18 protein-coding genes are annotated in these 20,498 nt (G+C 51.5%); 11 read left to right on the top strand and 7 right to left on the bottom strand.

Annotation, left to right across the window (positions count from 1 at the left end; all coding sequences use genetic code 11):
• Positions 1 to 121 precede the first annotated feature (121 nt).
• The 7 genes from P8H26_RS14625 to P8H26_RS14595 all read left to right on the top strand — a co-directional run bounded on the left by P8H26_RS14625 (position 122) and on the right by P8H26_RS14595 (position 6,932).
• Positions 122 to 889: a DeoR/GlpR family DNA-binding transcription regulator gene (locus P8H26_RS14625; protein WP_289633885.1), complete on the top strand. Its 768-nt coding sequence runs from the start codon at positions 122 to 124 to the stop codon at positions 887 to 889.
• Positions 890 to 973: 84 nt separating this feature from the next.
• Positions 974 to 2,092, top strand: coding sequence for an HPP family protein (locus P8H26_RS14620; RefSeq protein ID WP_289633884.1), 1,119 nt, complete (start codon positions 974 to 976; stop codon positions 2,090 to 2,092).
• A 131-nt stretch (positions 2,093 to 2,223) separates the two neighbouring features.
• Positions 2,224 to 3,015, top strand: coding sequence for a siderophore-interacting protein (locus P8H26_RS14615; RefSeq protein WP_289633883.1), 792 nt, complete (start codon positions 2,224 to 2,226; stop codon positions 3,013 to 3,015).
• A 67-nt stretch (positions 3,016 to 3,082) separates the two neighbouring features.
• Positions 3,083 to 3,985, top strand: a complete 903-nt coding sequence (locus P8H26_RS14610) for a siderophore ABC transporter substrate-binding protein (protein ID WP_289633939.1) — start codon at positions 3,083 to 3,085, stop codon at positions 3,983 to 3,985.
• 226 nt (positions 3,986 to 4,211) lie between these two features.
• Complete coding sequence (locus tag P8H26_RS14605; RefSeq protein WP_289633881.1) at positions 4,212 to 5,171, top strand: ABC transporter permease; 960 nt, start codon at positions 4,212 to 4,214, stop codon at positions 5,169 to 5,171.
• A gap of 109 nt (positions 5,172 to 5,280) precedes the next feature.
• On the top strand, positions 5,281 to 6,177 hold the full coding sequence (locus tag P8H26_RS14600; RefSeq protein ID WP_289633938.1) for an iron chelate uptake ABC transporter family permease subunit: 897 nt from the start codon (positions 5,281 to 5,283) through the stop codon (positions 6,175 to 6,177).
• The gene (locus P8H26_RS14595) at positions 6,174 to 6,932 is read left to right on the top strand and encodes an ABC transporter ATP-binding protein (RefSeq protein ID WP_289633880.1); all 759 of its coding nucleotides are present in this window, start codon (positions 6,174 to 6,176) and stop codon (positions 6,930 to 6,932) included. The genes P8H26_RS14600 and P8H26_RS14595 overlap by 4 nt, the downstream gene beginning before the upstream one ends.
• Before the next feature lie 80 nt (positions 6,933 to 7,012).
• Here the strand turns inward: P8H26_RS14595 and P8H26_RS14590 are convergent, their stop codons facing one another.
• The gene (locus P8H26_RS14590; protein WP_289633879.1) at positions 7,013 to 7,990 is read right to left on the bottom strand and encodes an MBL fold metallo-hydrolase; all 978 of its coding nucleotides are present in this window, start codon (positions 7,988 to 7,990) and stop codon (positions 7,013 to 7,015) included.
• Between the two features lie 413 nt (positions 7,991 to 8,403).
• Between P8H26_RS14590 and P8H26_RS14585 the strand changes: the two genes are divergently transcribed.
• The 4 genes from P8H26_RS14585 (at position 8,404) to P8H26_RS14570 (ending at position 12,683) form a co-directional block, all read left to right on the top strand.
• Complete coding sequence (locus P8H26_RS14585) at positions 8,404 to 9,498, top strand: carboxynorspermidine decarboxylase (protein WP_289633937.1); 1,095 nt, start codon at positions 8,404 to 8,406, stop codon at positions 9,496 to 9,498.
• A gap of 141 nt (positions 9,499 to 9,639) precedes the next feature.
• On the top strand, positions 9,640 to 10,875 hold the full coding sequence (locus P8H26_RS14580; protein WP_289633878.1) for a saccharopine dehydrogenase family protein: 1,236 nt from the start codon (positions 9,640 to 9,642) through the stop codon (positions 10,873 to 10,875).
• 123 nt (positions 10,876 to 10,998) lie between these two features.
• Positions 10,999 to 11,520, top strand: coding sequence for a Kazal-type serine protease inhibitor (locus tag P8H26_RS14575; protein WP_289633877.1), 522 nt, complete (start codon positions 10,999 to 11,001; stop codon positions 11,518 to 11,520).
• Positions 11,521 to 11,621: 101 nt separating this feature from the next.
• Positions 11,622 to 12,683 carry a polysaccharide deacetylase family protein gene (locus P8H26_RS14570; RefSeq protein WP_289633876.1) on the top strand — a complete coding sequence of 354 codons (1,062 nt, stop codon included), beginning with the start codon at positions 11,622 to 11,624 and terminating at the stop codon, positions 12,681 to 12,683.
• Between the two features lie 254 nt (positions 12,684 to 12,937).
• Here the strand turns inward: P8H26_RS14570 and P8H26_RS14565 are convergent, their stop codons facing one another.
• The 6 genes from P8H26_RS14565 to P8H26_RS14540 form a co-directional block, all read right to left on the bottom strand.
• Entirely contained in the window at positions 12,938 to 14,005 is a 1,068-nt protein-coding gene (locus P8H26_RS14565) for a sn-glycerol-3-phosphate import ATP-binding protein UgpC (RefSeq protein WP_289633875.1), read from the bottom strand.
• A complete protein-coding gene (gene ugpE, locus P8H26_RS14560) occupies positions 14,005 to 14,853 on the bottom strand; it encodes a sn-glycerol-3-phosphate ABC transporter permease UgpE (protein WP_022711987.1) in 849 nt (282 codons plus the stop codon). Before ugpE ends, P8H26_RS14565 begins: the two co-directional genes overlap by 1 nt.
• A 9-nt stretch (positions 14,854 to 14,862) precedes the next feature.
• On the bottom strand, positions 14,863 to 15,744 hold the full coding sequence (gene ugpA / locus P8H26_RS14555) for a sn-glycerol-3-phosphate ABC transporter permease UgpA (protein ID WP_289633874.1): 882 nt from the start codon (positions 15,742 to 15,744) through the stop codon (positions 14,863 to 14,865).
• A 254-nt stretch (positions 15,745 to 15,998) separates the two neighbouring features.
• Positions 15,999 to 17,309: a sn-glycerol-3-phosphate ABC transporter substrate-binding protein UgpB gene (gene ugpB / locus P8H26_RS14550; protein ID WP_289633873.1), complete on the bottom strand. Its 1,311-nt coding sequence runs from the start codon at positions 17,307 to 17,309 to the stop codon at positions 15,999 to 16,001.
• A gap of 580 nt (positions 17,310 to 17,889) precedes the next feature.
• Entirely contained in the window at positions 17,890 to 18,816 is a 927-nt protein-coding gene (locus P8H26_RS14545; protein ID WP_289633872.1) for a DMT family transporter, read from the bottom strand.
• Between the two features lie 134 nt (positions 18,817 to 18,950).
• A complete protein-coding gene (locus P8H26_RS14540) occupies positions 18,951 to 20,381 on the bottom strand; it encodes an aldehyde dehydrogenase family protein (protein ID WP_289633871.1) in 1,431 nt (476 codons plus the stop codon).
• Positions 20,382 to 20,498: the final 117 nt, after the last annotated feature.

Below are 20,498 nucleotides of genomic sequence, written 5' to 3'. Positions count from 1 at the left end.
TATGTTTGGATCGTTTCACCAAATAATCTAATGTGTCAAGACCGCAAAGAGTATTGCTTCACGCAACACACTATTTTTTGTAGGTGTGACACATAAAAATGAATCAAAAAGGGGGAAATCGTTGAGCAGAACCAGCCGCAGAGATGAACGCCTTGCCGAGCTTGCCGCCCTTATGGAGAACAAGGGCGTGATGCGTCTGCGTGATGCAGCGGCGCAGCTCGGGGTGTCCGAGATGACAATCCGCCGTGACATGGCTCAGCGTGGTGTAACGGGAGGGGACCTATCGCAGGCGGAGAGCGATGCGATTAAAGGGCTGAACTGCCTCGGCGGCTATATTTTTTCCTCTCAGGATAATAACGGCCACAGCGACTACAGCCTTGACCATGAAAAGGACAGCCATGCGAGCGCCAAGGCGCGGGTTTGTGCCGAGGCTGCGACTTTCATTGAAGAGCATGACACGATTTTTATTGATTGTGGCACGACAACGCCGCATCTGGCGCGCCTGATACCGGAGAACAAATCGGTGACGGTTGTCTGCTACTCGCTCAATGTGGCCGAGATTCTGGCGACGCGCGACGATGTACGCCTGATTGTTCTGGGTGGTTTGTTCCATCGCTCCGCAGCCTCTTTCTCTGGTGAGGAAGGGATTGAAACGCTCAAGAAAATCATCATCAATAAAGCCTTTATCTCGGCGGGCGGGGTGCATGATGAACATGGCGTGACCTGCTCGCATTTTCATGAAATTCCGGTCAAGCAGATGGCTATTGCCCGTGCGATGGAGTCTTATCTGGTGGTGGACAGCAGCAAATTCGGCAAAGTGCGCTCAGCGCCATTTGCCCAAATATCGCAGTTTCGCCGCGTCTTCAGCGACCAGAACGAGATTGCATAAGCAGTTATTTCCATTTCAGCCTGTTCATATCTGCATGCAGCTGTTAATCACATTGCTCCCAAGATGTGATTACGGTTTTATCAAATGATCCCGCCTGAAGAAAACGGCAGTCGTCTGAGACGCACGGCAGATCGCCTTTTTGCGCCCTTGCTGGCCGGTGCAACATTCCGCTCCCGCCTGATCGGCTGCCTTGGTATTCTGCTTAGTATTATTTTTACCGGTCTGATCAGCGCATGGCTCTATGACCACGCCACGCATTATGTGTTTCTGATCGCACCGGTTGGTGCCTCTGCTGTTTTGCTGTTTATTGTGCCGTCCAGTCCGATGGCGCAGCCTTGGGCGATTATCGCCGGTAATACGATTTCTGCGCTTGTCGGTGTTATTGTCTTTCATACGGTGAAGGAGCCGCTGCTGGCGTCCGGCCTTGCCGTTGCCCTGTCGGTTTTGGCCATGTCTGTCACCCGCTCCATGCATCCGCCGGGTGGTGCGATTGCGCTGACTGCGGTTATCGGCGGGCATAGCGTCACAGAGGCGGGATTTCTGTTTCCGTTTATTCCGGTTGCGCTGGATTCCGCGCTTGTGGTTCTGTTCGGCATAGTGTTTCACAAGGCTCTGCGACGGCCTTATCCGCATGTTGCGCCGGTGATCAACCAGCATCAGACACAGGATACGCCGACACAAATGCGTGGCGGGCCGACCTCTGCTGATATTGATGCGGCTCTGTCTGAGATGCAGGAAAGCTTTGATATCACCCGCGAAGATCTGGAAGCCTTGCTGCGGCACATCGAAATGCAGGCAGTGATGCGCAATAATGCGACGGGCAGGCAGGGGCCGGATTGCGGCTCGATCATGTCGCGCCATGTTGTTTCCGTCAAAGCCGATGATACGGATGATCATGCGCGTGCATTGCTGCTGAAGCATAATATTCGTTCACTGCCGGTGGTTGATGACCACAATGTGTTGCTGGGAACCGTGGGGCTGCGTGAATTGCTGAAAGGCGAAGGCGCGGTTGGCACATTAATGACCACGCCGCCGCTGGCACAGCCGCAGGATCCGGCTTTGAGCCTTTTGCCGGTGCTGACCAACGGGCGTTCCCATGCGGTTATTATTGTTGATGCAGACCACCATGTGCAGGGGCTGATTTCGCAAACAGACCTGCTCGCAGCACTTGCCCGAATGGTTCCGGCGGAGATAGCGGTGTAAAACTTTGTATGCAGTAATACAAAGTTGATTTCTTTTATCCACTTATCTATAGCATAAGCACAGGCGATAAGGCGCAGTCAGAAATGATGTGTGCCTGTCGCATTGCGGACAGATGCTATCAGGGAGTGAATATGCAAATGACACCGGATCAAAACCCGCAAGTACAGGCACCGCCTGTGGGACGCCCGCAACTGCGCCAGTGGGAACTGACCGTAACCGCTGTTGCTGATGCTCCGGCCAACATGCGCCGCGTCACTTTTACCGCACCGGACATTGCCGAATTTAATTATCGTGCGGGACAGGCCATTGTGATGATGCTGCCAACCGGTGACGGTGAATTTGGTCGCCGCGACTATACAATCCGTAGTCTTGATGCGGAAAAAGGTCTGCTGGCCGTAGATTTTCTGATGCATGGCGATGACGCGCATCTCACACCGGGCCCTGCATTTGCCCGCGATGCTAAAATTGGTGACAAGATCAGTATACGTGGCCCGCGCGGTGGCGCGACTTTTCGCGAAGATGCGGACTGGCACCTGATCACTGGTGATGAATGCTGCCTTCCGGCGATTTTCCATATTCTCGAAACCATGCCTGCCAAAGCGCAGATGCATGTGCTGGTTGAGGTTGATAATACAGATTCAGAAATTGCACTGAATGATATTCGCGAAGGTCTGACCGCAACACAGATTACATGGCTGCATCGCGGAGACATTAAAGCAGGGCCAAGCGATTTCATGGCACAGGCCGTGGCTGGCTATCATCTGCCGCATGGTCGCGGGCAGGCAATTCTTATTGGTGAAACCAGCAATGTGCGCAAGCAGCGCCAGAATCTGCTGTCGCGCGGGCTGACACGCGAGCAGATCTCTTCTGAAGGCTACTGGCGTCCGGGTCGCATCGGCGGCCATGATCATGTTGACGACTGAGAAGAGAAAATACGCAAGATTTTTGTTTGATAAATCAAACTGTTGAAGAGGAAAAAAGATGAAACGGATGACAGGACTTTTTGCAAGCATCGCTGCCGGTGCAATCTTGTTTGCAGGCGCGGCACTGGCTGGTGAAGTCACCGTCAAACATGCGCAGGGCGAAACAAAGCTGCCGGATGTACCGCAGAAAGTTATCACCTTTGATCTTTCATCTCTCGATACGCTGGATGCTTTGGGCGTCAAGGTTCTGGGCGTGCCGACCATTAAAAAGCAGGATTACCTGACCAAATATGATGCCGATGAATATATCAAGATCGGCACGCTGTTTGAGCCGGATTATGAAGCTGTCAACGCTGCGCAGCCGGATCTGATTATTGTTGGCGGACGTTCTGCTGCCAAATTTGCGGAACTGGCGAAAATCGCACCGACAATCGACCTGACTGCCGATGCCAAAAATTTTGTGAAAAGCTCGGAAGACAATGTCCGCACTCTGGCCAATATCTTTGGCAAAGACAAAGAAGCCTCAGCCGCACTGACCAAGCTGAATGCCAAGAAAGATGAGCTAAAGGCACTTGCAGAAAAGTCCGGAACCGGCCTTCTGGTGCTGACAACCGGCGGCAAAATCAGCGCCTATGGTCCGGGTTCGCGCTTTGGTGTGCTGTATGATGATCTCGGTGTGAAGCCTGCTGCCGATGATATCAAGCCGGGTGGTCACGGCCAGCCGATCTCGTTTGAATATATCCTCGAAAAGAACCCTGACTGGCTCTATGTGATCGACCGTGATGCTGCGATCGGCCGTGAAGGCGTTGCCGCAGAGAAGTTCCTCGACAATGCCGTTGTTGGCCAGACCAATGCCTGGAAGAACAAACAAGTTGTCTATCTGGACGGTGCTGCATGGTATCTCAATGCCAGCGGCCTGACTTCGATGGAAAAAATCGTTGATCAGCTGATCGCCGGTATCAAGAAATAAGCCTTCAGAAATAAGATTCCGGAGGGCTTTACGGATAAGCGGAGTAAAAATGTCGTGTTTTGACTTTACCCCGCCGGTTCTTTCAGGCTAAAGCATCCGGATTGTCTGCAAGACTGTAAAAAAGGCAGCAATGCATTGTCACTGCTGCCTTTTATTATGCTTGTGTTGTTTCCACCGCTGATCGCTTTTTCTACAAAGCGAACCGCTCAAAACGGTTGCTGTCCTTGTGAAGCTGATTGCTGCGACATGCCTGCTGGTTCTTCTTGCTCTGATAAGCTTGTTTATCGGGGTGAGCGACGTGTCTTTACAAAGCCTGTTCGGAGATGAAACCGCACGGCGCGCGCAATTTGTGCTGGTGGAAACCCGTATTCCGCGCACCATTGCGCTGATCCTTGCCGGTGCAGGCATGGCGGTTTCCGGCACGATTATGCAAATTCTGGCGCGTAACCGTTTCGTCGAGCCGTCAACGGCAGGTACGGTGGATTCCGCCTCACTCGGTATTCTGACGGTGATGATCCTTGCACCCGGTCTGCCGGTCTTTGGCAAAATGCTGGTGGCGACCAGTTTTGCACTCGCAGGCACGGCGCTGTTCATGCTGATCTTGCGGCAGATTCCGCTGCGCTCGCCGGTGATTGTGCCGCTTGTGGGCATTATGCTCGGCGGTGTGATTTCGGCAATCACCACATTCTTCGCCTATCGTTTTGATCTGCTGCAATCGATGGGCGCTTGGACGACCGGTGATTTTTCTGCCGTACTGCGCGGACGTTATGAACTGCTGTGGCTGTCTTTCGGCCTGACGATTGCCGCCTATATTGCAGCCGACCGCTTTACCGTTGCGGGCATGGGCGAGGCTTTTACCACCAATCTCGGTTTGAACTATCGTCGTGTGATGACTTTGGGGCTGACTATTGTCTCTATGGTCACGGCCTGCGTGGTGACGACCGTTGGCATTGTGCCGTTTCTCGGTCTGATTGTGCCTAATGTGGTGAGCATGGTGATGGGCGACAGTATGCGCCGCTCGCTGCCGTGGATTGCGCTGCTCGGCGCGGGTCTGGTGCTGATCTGCGATATGATCGGCCGCACCATCAATGCGCCTTATGAAATTCCGGTCGGTACTATTCTCGGCGTACTCGGCAGTGCCTTCTTCCTGTATCTGGTTTTGAGGAAGTCCGCCCGTGGTGCATGAAACGATCTATCCGGCGCAAAATCAGGCTGCATTGGCGGCAGAAAATCCGGCCAATCGCCGGAGCGCATTGAAACGGCTGGCATTGCTGGGCGCATTGGCGCTCATCGCTATGGTCGCTTTCATGACCATTGGCGCAAAAGGCAGCTGGAGTTTTGTATTGCCGTTTCGCGGTACCAAACTCGCGGCAATGGTGCTGGTGGCCTATTCCATTGCGCTCTCCACGGTCATGTTTCAGACCATTACCAATAACCGGATTCTCACGCCCTCAATCATGGGTTTTGATGCGCTTTATGCGCTGTTGCAGACGGTGCTGGTTTTCACGCTCGGTGCCCATGCAGTCTCTATGGCCAACCCGAAACTGATGTTTCTGGTGGAAATCGCTTTGATGATGGGCTTTTCCGGCCTGCTCTATCGCTGGCTGTTTGCCGGTGAGGGGCGCTCGCTGCATCTTTTGATGCTGGTGGGGATTATTTTCGGCGTGTTCTTTCGTTCCGGCACCGGCTTTATGCAGCGGATTATCGACCCGAATGATTTTGTGGTGTTGCAGGACAGGCTGTTTGCCTCATTCAACACGATTGACAGTCAGCTGCTCGGCCTGTCGGTTATCGTAGTCGGCCTTGTTTCCGTGGTTGCATGGCGCATTGGTCACCGGTTTGACATTCTGTCGCTGGGGCGCGAAACGGCGATTGGTCTGGGTATCAATTACAAGCGCACAACAATGATCATTCTGATGATGGTGGCGGTTCTGGTTTCGGTGTCCACTGCCTTGGTGGGGCCTGTCACTTTCTTCGGACTGCTGGTCGCCAACCTTGCTTATATGATTATGCCGGTTACACGCCACCGTTACACAATACCTGCCGCCGTGCTGCTGGCTGTGATTGCCCTTGTCGGCGGACAGCTTATTCTTGAGCGTGTTTTTGCTTTCAATACCGCACTGGGCATTGTGATCGAATTTGTCGGCGGTTTGTTCTTTATTCTGATGCTGGTACGAGGAGTTGCTCGATGATCGAGGTCAAAGCCGTCAGTAAAACCTATGGCGAAACTCTGGTGGTCAATGATGTCTCGGTGACATTGCCATCCGGCGGTATCACCTCGATTATCGGCCCTAACGGCGCGGGAAAATCCACGCTGTTGTCGATGATCAGCCGCCTTATTCCAACGGATCAGGGGCAGGTTCTGGTCGACAATATGGATGTGGCACGCACTGCCGGTGATGTGCTGGCCAAGCATTTGTCGATCCTGCGTCAGGAAAACCATATGACGGCACGCCTGACCGTGCGCGATCTGGTGACCTTCGGCCGCTACCCTTACAGCAAAGGCAGGCCGACTGCGGAAGATGCACAATTTGTGGCACGTTCTATCCAGTATCTGAACCTGAATGATCTGGCTGATCGTTTCCTTGATGAGTTGTCCGGTGGTCAGCGTCAGCGCGCCTATGTGGCGATGGTACTGTGTCAGGACACGGATTACACCCTGTTTGACGAGCCTCTGAACAATCTCGACATGAAACATTCCGTCGAGATGATGAAGCTATTGCGCAAAGCGGCGGATGATCTGGGCAAGACGGTTGTCGTTGTGCTGCATGATATCAATTTCGCATCCTGCTATTCCGACCATATTGTTGCAATGCAGCACGGCAAGCTGTTCTGTCAGGGTACGCCGGAAGAGATTGTCTGCCCTGTGGTGCTGGAATCCATCTATGGCACAGTGTTCAAAGTGCAGGATGTCGAAGGCAAGCGCATCGCTACCTATTTCATGTAAAATCACGCCGTTGATGAAAAACAGCGTGATTTATTTTGCTGCGCGCCCCTATAAATCGAGCTGGTAGCTCTTGTTCTTTATTATAAATCGAGCTGATAGCTCTCAGGTACATACCGGTATCCCTGATCCATCGCCTGCAAATAGCCGATAGCCGGAAACGGCATATGATAACCGATAAATGGCAAGCGTTCCGAAGCAATCATATCAAACATGCGCTTGCGGGTTGCAGCCGCCATTTCTTTGTCGGCATCAAAAACCACATGCCATTCCGGTCTTTGCAATGTGATGACGAAATGATTGGCCGTGTCGGCAATCAGGATGATCTGCTTACCGCCGGATTCAACGCGGAAAGCCATATGACCGGGTGTGTGGCCGAAAGCAGCAAGTGCTGTAATACCGGAGACAACAGCATCTCCGTCTTTAAGAAAACTGGTCTTATCCGCCAGCGGTTTTACATTGGCGAGAACAATTTTCTGCACGCCTTCGGCCGGTGTGCCTGCGCGGTCAGGACTGGTCCAGAAATCATATTCTGCCTGCCCTGTAACATAGCGCGCATTGGCAAAGGCGGGAGCGCCGTTTTCCATCAGTCCGCCAATATGGTCAGGGTGGAAATGGGTGAGGACCACAATAGTGACCTGTTCCGGTTTGTAACCGGCAGCTTCAATCATTGCTGGTAATTTTCCTTGTCCGTTTTCGCGGGCAGCTGCACCCATGCCGGTATCAAACAGGATCAGTTCGGAGCCCGTATTGACCAGTGTCGGAGTAAATCCGTTGACGAAACGATCGGCAGGCAGAAGATTGGCTTTTAACAAGTCTGCAACCGCTTCTTCCGGCTGATTGATGGCATAGGTTTTTTGCGGGGCTTCACCGGCACGCAGGCCGTCCAGTAACACTGTGATCTGAAAGTCACCAAGCATGAAACGGTGAAAACCGGGTGATGTGACACCGGAAAGCGGGACATCTGCAAAGGCTGCGCGCGTTAGAATCTGTGGCGCTGCAAGGCCGGTGAGTGTTGCAGCCGTGGCAAGGCTGAAGATATTTCTGCGGGTAAGGGACATTCGATTACCTCATATCATTGGTTTTGATCGGGTCGAAAGAATGCTGCATTATCTGTCAGGATTGCGCGGGTGCCAACCGCATGGGCAGATTTTTTAATGTTTTTCGATAATGGCCGCATATTTGCGGGCACAAAAAAGCGATTACGGCAAAGCTTTATCTGCCCTTATTTAAATCGTCATATTAAGCCCCTATATAACAGCAGACATAATCTGATGCCAAAGATATGGGCTGACGGAGGTTTTTTACATTGCAACTGTGTAAATTTATAAAACCGGTTTCGGTTTTCGATATTATGCAGTAAAGAAGAACCACCGCTGCTCAACTAATTATGTCGCGCGGTTTCCTGCCAGCAGGATCCAACCTTTCCCGATAGTGCCCGTAACTGTAACAGACCGGATAAGCAGAATTGACGATTAAGACCCCATATTACCTGATCGATAAGACCAAACTCCTGCCTAATCTGGAAAAGATTAAATATGTGCGCGAGAACTCCGGTGCCAAATCCCTGCTGGCGCTGAAATGTTTTGCCACCTGGTCAGTGTTCGATCTGATGAGTGAATATATGGACGGCACAACATCGTCCTCGCTCTATGAGGTAAAGCTCGGTAAGGAAAAATTTGCCGGCGAAACACATGCTTACAGCGTTGCCTATGCGGATGATGAGATTGAAGATGTGCTCGCAAACAGCGACAAGATCATTTTCAACTCCATTGGTCAGCTGACCCGTTTTGATGAAGCATCGAAGAACCATATCCGTGGTCTGCGTGTGAACCCGCAGGTTTCCACTTCCGACTTCTCGCTGGCCGATCCGGCGCGTCCGTTCAGCCGCCTTGGCGAATGGGATGCCGCAAAGATCGAAACCGTGATGGATAAAGTCTCGGGTTTCATGTTCCACAACAATTGTGAGAACGATAAATTTGAGCGTTTTGATGAGATGCTCGGCATTATAGAAGAGCGTTTCGGCCATCTGATTTCCCGTGTAAACTGGGTCAGCCTTGGTGGTGGCATTCACTTTACCGGTGAAAATTATCCGCTGGATCAGTTCTGCGCACGTCTGAAAGCTTTCTCCGAGAAATACGGCGTGCAGCTTTATCTGGAGCCGGGTGAGGCCGCGATTACCAAATCCGCCACTCTGGAAGTCACCGTGCTGGATACGCTGTTCAACGGCAAAAATCTTGCAATCGTCGACAGCTCGATTGAAGCGCATATGCTCGATCTGCTGATCTATCGCCAGACCGCTAAGCTGGAGCCGAATAAAGGCGATCATGAAATCATGATCTGCGGTAAATCCTGCCTTGCCGGTGATATTTTCGGCGAATTCCGTTTTGAAAAACCGTTGCAGATCGGTGACCGTCTCTCCATTCAGGATGCGGCCGGTTATACAATGGTCAAGAAAAACTGGTTCAACGGCGTTAAAATGCCGTCCATCGTTGTCCGTCAGCTCGACGGAACTGAAGAGCTTGTCAAAGAGTTTACTTTTGACGACTTTACCGCTGCTCTTTCCTGAGCGGCAGGGACTATAAAAGTGCAACCGATGCGCTCATAGGCGGAGCAATCCGTTTATGGCGTATCATTGATTGATGCATAATCTTCATCAGCAAAATTTGAGATTGTGCCAAAAAGGCTACTATGGAGCGTACCGCGTGAAATGAAAAAAAATGTCCTGATTATTGGTGCCGGAGGCGTGGCGCAGGTTGTGGCGCATAAATGTGCGCAGAACAACGATGTACTGGGTGATATTCACATTGCTTCGCGAACAAAATCAAAATGCGATGATATGGTCGCAAGTGTTCGTGAAAAGAAAAGTATGAAGGTTGAGGGCGTATTAGAAGCCCATGCACTGGATGCTCTGAATATTGAAGCCACTAAGGCACTGATTAGCAGGACAAATTCACAGATCGTGATCAATGTCGGCTCGCCTTTCATCAATATGTCTGTGTTGCAGGCCTGTATTGAAACCGGCGTGGCTTACATGGATACCGCTATCCATGAAGAACCAAACAAGATTTGTGAGACCCCGCCGTGGTACGCAAATTATGAGTGGAAGCGCCGTGAGCTTTGCGCTGAAAAAGGCGTAACCGCTATTCTCGGCATCGGCTTCGATCCGGGCGTGGTCAATGCCTATGCGCGTCTGGCTCAGGACGAATATTTCGACAAGATCACCGATATTGATATTATTGATATCAATGCCGGTTCGCATGGCCGTTGGTTCTCCACCAATTTTGATCCGGAAATCAATTTCCGCGAATTTACCGGTCGCGTTTACTCGTGGCAGAAGGGTGAATGGCAGGTCAATAAGATGTTTGAAGTGGGCATGGAATATGATCTTCCTGTCGTCGGCAAGCAGAAGGCCTATATGACCGGCCATGATGAAGTGCACTCGCTGGCACGCAATATCGAGGGCGCGGATGTGCGCTTCTGGATGGGCTTTGGCGATCATTACATCAATGTTTTCAACGTGCTGAACAATCTCGGCCTGTTGTCCGAACAGCCGGTTAAAACTGCTGAAGGTCTGGAAGTTATTCCGCTGAAAGTGGTCAAAGCTGTGTTGCCTGATCCGTCATCGCTGGCACCGGACTATACCGGCAAGACCTGTATCGGTGATCTGGTTAAAGGCACGAAAGACGGTAAGGAACGTGAAGTCTTCATTTACAACGTGGCAGACCATAAGGATGCCTATAATGAAGTCGGCTCACAGGGCATTTCCTATACTGCCGGTGTACCGCCGGTTGCTGCAGCGATGCTTGTTGCCACAGGTGAGTGGGATTCCAAGACAATGGTCAATGTTGAAGAACTTGATCCGCGTCCGTTTCTGACCACGATGAGCAAGATCGGTCTGACCACATGGATCCGTGACGAGCAGGGCGAACGTCAGATTTTCTGATTTTGATCTGTTCAGTAATTAAATGAAGCTCAGGAGCGCAAGCTCCTGAGCTTTTTTATTGCGCATTATTATAAGAACGATAGTATTGTGATCATTCTGTTCAGATAAAAATGAGGCGCGCTGATGGGTTATTCTGTTTTATTGCATTTAAAACGTCTCTGCGCGCCGCTGGCGGCATTGATGGTGCTTTCCGCCTGTAGTGTTTCTGTTGATGAGGGCAGGCCGATCCGGCCTCCTGTGCGGCCTAACAGCCCGCAAATGTGCACGATGGAATATGCGCCGGTTTGCGGTGTGCGTAACGGCAAAACCCGCACACTTGCCAATAGTTGTCAGGCACGCGCTGAGGGCTATCGCATTATAGGTAATGGTGAATGCAGGCCGTCCCAATCCCGTCCGCCGCAGTGGCAGCAACGTCCAGATCGTCCTGGCGGCGCTATGCGACCGGAGCGGCCGGGTCGTCCGTCAGGTAGCTGGGGCGGCAATAATGGCGGAAACTGGGGTGGCAATAACCGTCCGCAAACAGCCTGTACCCGTGAATATGCGCCGGTTTGCGCAACCAATCGTGGTCGCAGCCAGACATTCCCGAATGCCTGTGTTGCCCGCAATGCCGGTTTTGAAAATATGCGCAACGGAGCCTGCCGTTAACTCTGTCTTACAGCTTGTAAAATATACAAGATTAAAGCTGCGGTGTGCTGATGTCGTGCCGCAGCTTTTCTCTGATTATTTTCGGGTCGGTGGCTGGTAGGATGACATACGGATTGCATGAAGCAAAGCGCCTGCTGAAATACTCTGTTATCCGTGCGGGGCTGGATACGATTGCTGCGCTGCATCTTGATAAGATTGTGCCATCTGCTGCAAAAAACGGTCTTATCTTTACGCTGCATCACGTGCGCCCTGCTGTCCCGTCTCAAAAGTTTTCACCTAATGCCATTTTGACTGTGACACCGGAATTTCTGGAGCAGGCCATACAGCAGGCACTGCAGGCAGGTATGATCCCTGTTCATGTGCATGATTTGCCGAAGCTGCTGCGTAACAATCCTGAAAACAAACGCTATGTCTGTTTTACGCTCGATGACGGCTATCGCAATAATGCGGAGCATGCGGCACCGGTGTTCCGGCGCTATAATATTCCTTACACGATTTATATTACGTCCGGTTTTGCGGAGCGTAAAAATATCTTGTGGTGGGAGGTTATCGAGCGGCTTTTGCGTGAGCAGTCCACGCTGCGTTTTGACTTCGGCAATGGCGCAGAGACAATTGCATTGCAGTCAACTGCGCAGAAAATGTCGGGCTTTACCCGCTTCGCGCGTTATGTTGACACGCATGAGGAAGCCGGCGCGGTACAGCGCATCACAGAGCTGGCTTTGGCGCATGGTCTTGATCCGCTGCAAATGACGCGCGACCTGACGATGGACGCATCAGAATTGCGGCTGCTGGCAGAGCAGGAAGACGGGCTTGTTCACTTCGGCGCGCATACGGCGAGCCACATTAATCTCAGCCGCGTGAGTGCGCTGCGGATGAAGCATGAAATCGAAACTTCCGCACAATGGCTGGAAGAGCATCTTGGGGTGCCACCGCGATCTTTTGCTTATCCTTACGGATGGAAAACTGCGGTGAGTGAACAGGTCTTTACAGAAACCCGAAAAGCAGGTTTTGAAATTGCGGTAACAACGCAGCCAGGCATGTTGCAACCGCTGTGTTTGCAGCAAGCGCAGGCGTTTCCACGGGTTTCGCTGAACGGGTTTTTCCAGAAGCAACGCTATGTCAGGGCGCTGATCTCAGGCTTGCCCTTTGTAAAATCTATATGACGAATATTAGATAGAGCTATTCATATTTATGATGCAGGTCATCAAAATTATAAATTTAAACATTGAAGATTAACAAGCTAAGTTAATTAAATAAGAGCGGCCAGCAATGTCGTGCTCTGTCAGGATCCCGAACAGGGTAACCATGAGATTTCATACGGGGGCATGATTATCATGGTGTCGCCGATTGCCGGCAATTTGCTGCAATCGGCGACGATGATCCCGAAATCGCTTTCGGAACCACCATTCACCACACATTATGCTGTCAGTTCAATGCGCTTGCCGTCTTTGTCGAAGCAATGCAGGGCAGATTTTGCTGCGCTGATTTTGAGTGTTTCGCCAACGGCAATCTTGCTGCGACCGGCAACGCTGAAGATGATGGCAGTGTCATCTGCAAGGCGTGCATGCACATAGCTTTCAGCGCCCACCAGCTCGACGGCATCCACGCTAATATCCGTGGTGAAAATGCTGTCTGCAGTGTCTGAGGCAAGGGTAAAGCCTTCAGGACGCACACCGACTGTCACGGTATTGGCAGGCACAACAGTGTTGAGTTCCTGCATCCATGCGGTTGTCTCGCCGGAGGCGTTTTTATAGGTCAGCAGGTTCATCGACGGGGAACCAATGAAAGTTGCAACAAAGGTCGTTGCAGGCTTTTCATAAAGCTCGATCGGTGTGCCTACCTGTTCAATATGACCGGCATTGAGTACAACCAGACGATCGGCCAGTGTCATGGCTTCCATCTGATCATGGGTCACGTAAACACTTGTCACGCCGAGCGAGCGCTGCAGACGCTTGATTTCCACGCGCATATGCACGCGCAGTTTGGCATCCAGATTGGAGAGCGGCTCGTCAAACAGGAACGCAGCAGGCTCACGCACAATCGCGCGACCCATAGCAACGCGCTGACGCTGACCACCGGAAAGCTGGCGTGGCTTGCGCTCCAGAAACTGCTCAATCTCAAGCGCTTTAGCCGCTTTGGTAATGCGCTGTTCAATCTCTGCCTTTGGCGTGTTGCGGTTTTTCAGACCATAGGCCAGATTCTGACGCACGGTCATATGCGGATAGAGCGCATAGTTCTGGAACACCATTGCAATATCGCGTTCGGCCGGTTCCAGCTCATTCACCACGCGGTCAGCAATCGAAACTGAACCGGATGTGATGCTTTCCAGACCGGCAATCATACGCAGCAAGGTTGACTTGCCGCAGCCGGAAGGGCCGACCAGAACAACGAGTTCACCATCAGCGATTTCAAGCGAGATGCCTTTAATGGTCTCGACATGACCGCCATAGACTTTTTTTACATTATCAAGAGAAATACGAGCCATTATTTTTCCGTTTCAACAAGACCTTTGACGAACCATCGCTGCATCAGAACCACGACGATGATCGGAGGGATGATCGCAAGGATCGTTGTCACCATCACAAAATGCCATGGTGTTGCGGCATCAGCGAAATCCACCATTTTACGCAGAGCGATGATGATCGTGTTCATCTTTGCGTCATTGGTGACCAGCAGAGGCCAGAGATATTGTGTCCATCCGAAAATGAACAGGATAACAAACAGTGCTGCAATATTGGTTTTCGACAATGGCAGCAGAATGTCTTTCATGAAGCGCCACGGGCCTGCATTATCAATGCGGGCTGCTTCCACCAGCTCTCCCGGAATGGTCAGAAAGAACTGACGAAACAGGAAAGTTGCGGTTGCTGAGGCCATGAGCGGCAAGGTCAGGCCGGCATAAGTATCGATCAGACCGAGATCAACAATCACCTTATAGGTCGGCAGAATACGCACTTCCACGGGCAGCATCAAAGTGATGAAGATCATCCAGAAGAACACCATGCGGAAGCGGAAGTTGAAAAACACAATCGCAAAAGCAGAGGTGAAAGAGATGATGATCTTGCCGATGGCAATCGCCAGCGCCACGACAGTCGAGTTGAACAGCAGACGTTCAAGGCTCACACCAACGGTGCGTTCAACACCGCCGGTCATCGCGTCACGGTAGTTTTCAATAAAGTGGTCACCCGGCCAAAGCGGGATCGGAGGGCGGAGAATTTCCGCCGACGTCATGGTTGAGGCCACAAATGTATAATAGATCGGAAAGGCAACAATGATGATGCCGATGATCAGCGCCAGATGGCTGATCGCGATAGTAACGGGATTACGTTCAATCATTGTCTGACCTCAGGAATAATGCACGCGCTTTTCAACAAAGCGGAACTGGAACGCCGTAAGGGCAATAACGATCACCATCAGAACCACGGACTGTGCCGCTGATGAGCCGAGGTTAAGATTGACGAAACCGTCATTATACACTTTGTAGACCAGAGTTTCTGTGGACTTGGCAGGGCCGCCGCCGGTAACCGCATGGATGATACCGAATGTGTCGAAGAACGCATAAACAGTATTCACAACCAGCAGGAAGAATGTTGTCGGTGCCAGAAGCGGGAAGGTGATCGACCAGAACCGTTTAACACCGCGTGCACCGTCAATGGCCGCTGCTTCCAGCAGGGATTTCGGGATTGCCTGAAGACCGGCCACGAAGAACAGGAAGTTATAGCTGATCTGCTTCCACGAGGCGGCAAAGATAACCAGAGCCATCGCCTGATCACCTTTCAGCAGCGGATCCCAGTCAAAACCGGCATTGCGCAGCAGATAGGCCAGCGTTCCCATCGCAGGGGAGAACATGAACAGCCACAAAATACCGGCAATGGCTGGCGCCACGGCATAAGGCCAGATCAGCAATGTGCGGTACAGATTTTTGCTGCGCACAACCTTTTCAGCGGCGGTTGCCAGAAACAGAGCAACAGCCATCGACAGCAGAGCGGTTGCAATACTGAAGAAAATTGTAATCTGAAAAGAGTGCATGTAGCTCGGGTCGGCAAACAATGTCTGAAAATTCTTCAGGCCGACAAAAGTGCTGCGCAGACCAAACGGGTCTTCACGCATCATCGACTGATAAATCGCCTGACTGGCTGGCCAGAAAAAGAACACAAAAGTCAGTACGAGCTGCGGTGCAACTAATATATAGGGTAGCACCTTGTTGGGAAAAACAACACGCTGCACAAAGGTCTCCTTAAAATCACTGTGCCAAAATTACAGAGCCAAACACCGGAACGGCGCATAAAAGGCACAGCAAAGAATTTTGAAATGCTGCACAGTTTCTGTTGTGATGAGCAGACTGAGACTGTGCTTTTTTGTTTAACGTATAAGCCAATCGTCACACGCGCCGTTCATAACGGGGCTTTTGTTCTGAAGATGGGTTTATACGCAGATTAAAGAAAACCGCGCATCCTTGTGAGGATGCGCGGTGATCTGGATTAACGGTTTGCGGCTTCAGCAATCGCTGCATTGCCACGCTCAACAGCATTTTTCAGGGCTGTTTTCGCGTCCTGCTTACCGGCCAGCATAGCTTCATATTCTTCATTGAGAATATCACGCACCTGCGGCAGGTTTACGAGGCGCACGCCTTTGGAGTTAGCGGTCGGCTCTTTGCCGATCATCTGCAGGATCGGGGTTTCACGACCTGGATTCTTGTCATAGAAACCGGATTTTTTGGTTTCTTCGTAAGCTTCCAGAGTTACCGGCAGATAGCCTGATACCTGATGCAGACGAGCCTGTGTCTTGGTCTGGGAGAGGAAGTTGAAGAACTGGGCAATGCCCTTATATTCTTCATCGCTCTTACCGCCGAAGACCCAGAGGCTCGCGCCACCCGGAATGGTGTTCTGCGGACGACCTTCGCCTTCATAATAAGGCAGCTGGCCGATACCGTAGTTCATGCCGGATTTAATCACATCGCCTAAGCCCCCGGAGGATTCTGTCAGCATCGCACATTCACCGGAAGTGAAGAGCTGCTTGGCTTCAGAGGTACGGCCGCCATAACGGAACGCGCCGTCTTTGGCGAGATCAGCCAGACCCTGGAAATGCTGCTCAAACAGAGGTGCATTGATTTCCAGTTTTACGTCCAGGCCGGCAAGACCGTTTTCATTGGTGCCGTATGGTACGTTGTTCCATGCAGCGAAGTTTTCGGTCTGAATCCATGTCAGCCATGTGGATGTGTAACCACAATTGGCAGCGCCGCTTGTTTTGATCTTGCGGGCGGCTTCAAAAACTTCAGGCCATGTCTTTGGTGCTACTTCAGGATCAAGACCTGCCTTTTTGAAGGCATCCTTGTTGTAATACAGGATCGGCGAAGAAGAATTATACGGGAACGACAGCATGGTGCCGTCCGGCTTTGAATAATAAGCGGTAATACCGGCCAGATATTTCGACTTGTCGAATTTGAAGCCGCCTTTTTCCAGCACTTCGGCAACCGGCAGAACTGCGCCTTCAGCGCCCATCATCACACCGCTGCCTGCATCAAAAACCTGCAAAATTGCCGGTGCCTGCTTGGCGCGGAATGCGGCGATACCGGCATTCAGGGTTTCAGGATAGGTGCCTTTATAGACAGGAACGATTTTGAATTCGCTCTGGCTTTCATTGAATTCTTTCGAGAGCTGTTCAACAACTTCGTTGTTTGAACCGGCCATACCGTGCCACCATTGCAGCTCTGTCACTGCAAAAGCGTTGGATGCGAATGTAACGGACAATGTTAGCGCCGCTACTGAAACACTCATAAGACGTTTGGACATGACTTCTCCCTGAAGGTCACTGAAATCTCTGAGGATCACCGAAGATCCCTGAGGACCTTTGAAGATCAATGAAACGGAAAAGCGGGTAAACAGTTACAGTGAATGTATTCCGTTAGTCCGTGCTCTTCCGCAGTTGTCGTAAAGCTCTTTCGTTTTAGCGCATATAACATTAAATCCGAAAGAGAAAAGCGATATTACGAAAGCTATTCACGCATAATTCAATGCATAGTCACATTTTGGCTAAGAGTCTGTCACAAAACAAGCGATAATAAAATTACGTGTGTCAAAGTTTGTGATCTGGGGAAAAGGCTGCGAAAAGGGTGATTCTTGATCAGTTCCGGATGCAGAATTCAGATTTTTGGCAGAAAAAAAGCCGGACTAAAAAGCCCGGCTGAATTTAAGAAGACATTAATATGCCTTCGAGGGGAACACTTGCAGCGCGAAATGGGAGGAAGCGCGCCAGCAAGTGATCTTCATATGGAGCATGGTCTGAATAAGTTCAAGGCCAGATTCACAAGTTTTTTGACCAAAACGTAAAAATAATTCACGAGCAGGTGTCTGCTGTATACACAGAGGCTTATCAGCCGCGTCTTGCCTGCATAATACCGGCAATAACAACCAGACCACCACAGATCTGCCAGATGCTGAGCGGCTCAGACAGCAGTACCCATGCCAGAATGGCGGCAACAACCGGTTGGATCAGCAGTGTGAGCGAAGAAAACGCCACCGGCAGCCATGCTATGGCAAATGTGATCAGGCTCTGGCCTGCGGCCTGTGTCATCCATGCAAGGGCGCAGACAATGAACCAGCCAAACAAAGTCAGCGGAAAATATTGGGTTTCAAAAATCAATGCCAGCGGCAGAATGGTCAGCGTTGCGCTGATTGTTGTGCAGAGCATGATTGTTGAGGTTGAGAAACGCCGGCGGGTAAAACCGAGCATCAGGATATAGCCTGCATAGAGCACGGCTGCTATCAGGGCGACACCGTCTCCTTTGAGACTGCTGTTGCCGGACGTATCGGGGCCGCCTTTCAGGATCAGCACGCCGAAAATAGCCATCGCCAGACCGCTGAGAAAAATCCGGCTGATTTTCTGTTTTAAAAACAGCCAGCCGCCGAGCGCTACAAAAATAGGGGAGAGATTGACGATCAGGGTGGAGTTGGCAACTGAGGTCATGGTCAGTGAAATATGCCAGACCACCAGTTCCAGTCCGATCAAAACGCCCGGAACAGCAAGGATCGCCAGATCGCCAAGAGAAGCAGGCTTAACCTGATCAACGCCGTGCTTCATCCGGTTATTCAGGATCAGCATTGGAATAATCGCCAACGCCAAGCGCCAGAAAGCGGTGACAATCGGGCCGGTTTCAGCAAAGCGCACCAGAATGGGCGAGCAACTGATCAGCAATCCGCCAAGCAACAGGGCAAAAATGGCTTTTCTCTGCGTCTCGGGCGTGTTTATCAGCGTGCCGGATGGGCTGAGAGGTGCAGGATCAGGGAGTGGTTTGTTCATGTTTGACCCGCCGCCCCGTCTGAGACAGCCTTATATAGGAGAAATGTGCGTTAGCACATATATCAGAAACAGTTCAGTAAAAAAGCGCATCATAATATGATGCGCTTTTTTCTTTTTGCCGGAAAGAGACGGACTTATACTTCGTATCCGACAATGCCTTTGATTTCGACGAATTCACGCAGGCCGAAAACGCCGTATTCACGACCGTTGCCCGACTGCTTGTAGCCACCAAAAGGAGCGGCGCCGTCCCAAGGGGCATCATTGATATAGACATTGCCGGTGCGCAGGCGTTTGGACAAAGCTTGCGCTTCTTTCAGGTCGCCCTGAATATAAGAGGCCAGACCGTAGACCGTATCATTGGCCATTTCGACAGCGTCATCCAGATCATCATAGGCGATCATCGACAGGACAGGGCCGAAGATTTCTTCGCGCGAAATGCGCATATCATGCCCGACGCGGGCAAAAATTGTCGGGCGCACATAATAACCGGCATTGAGTTCCGCAGGGCGACCGGTGCCACCGGTTACCAGTTCCGCACCTTCATCAATACCAGCCTGAATCAAATCCTGAATCTTGTCGAATTGCAGCTGACTTACGACCGGACCGAGATCGGTATTTGCTGAATTCGGGTCGCCGGTACGGAATTTTTCTGCTGCATCACGCGCGATAGTAATCGCATCATCCATGACTTCCTGCGGCACCAACATGCGGGTCGGAGCATTGCAGGACTGTCCGGTATTACCAAAGCAACGTGCAATACCGGAGCGCACGGCGGCATCGAGATCTGCACTACGCAGAATGATATTCGGGGATTTGCCGCCCAGTTCCTGATGCACACGTTTCACGGTCGGTGCTGCGGTCTGTGCAACGCTGACGCCGGCGCGGGTTGAGCCGGTGAAGGATACCATATCAACATCTTTATGACCGGAAAGCGCAACGCCAACAGTCGGGCCGTCACCGTGAACCAGATTGAACACGCCTTTCGGCACGCCTGCCTCATCCATGATTTCGGCAAACAGGACAGCACTGACCGGCGCAATTTCTGACGGTTTGAGCACCATCGTGCAGCCGGTTGCGATTGCCGGTGCGACTTTGGCTGCGATCTGATTGATCGGCCAGTTCCACGGCGTAATCATTGCCACAACACCGATCGGTTCATGTACAACGCGGGTGGTTCCCTGCATCGTGTCATATTCGAAAGCTTCAGCGGCTTTGATTGCTTCCATCAGATGCGCAGTACCGGAGCCAGCCTGCGCGGATTTCGCCATAGCCAGCGGAGCACCCATTTCCTGCGAAATGGCTGCGCCGATCTCATCTGAACGGCGGATAAAAATTTCCAGAATACGTTTGAGCAGCGCAAGACGTTCTTCTTTGGAGGTCGCAGCAAAGGCCGGAAAGGCAGCCTTGGCGGCTGCAACGGCTTTATCGACATCGGCAGCGGTGCCCATTGCGATTTTGGTAAATGGCAGTTCTGTCGCCGGATTAATAACATCCAGTGTTGTTACAGGACTTGATGCCGGATCAACCCATTCACCGTTGATGTAAAATTTGAGCGCGTGATCCATAGTTCCCATCCTGTCATGCTTTGAATGCTGGTTATTGCGTTGTGTTTTTGTGCGCAGTTTAGTCCTAAACCCCGTGATTACAACCGCATAAACAATATGGAGTGATGAAAATTCACG

The sequence above is a fragment of the Pseudochrobactrum sp. sp1633 genome, from assembly GCF_030376605.1.
Taxonomy (GTDB): Bacteria; Pseudomonadota; Alphaproteobacteria; order Rhizobiales; family Rhizobiaceae; genus Pseudochrobactrum.
The sequence above is the reverse complement of the archived record's forward strand: the minus strand, read 5'-3'. Positions and strand labels throughout refer to the sequence as shown.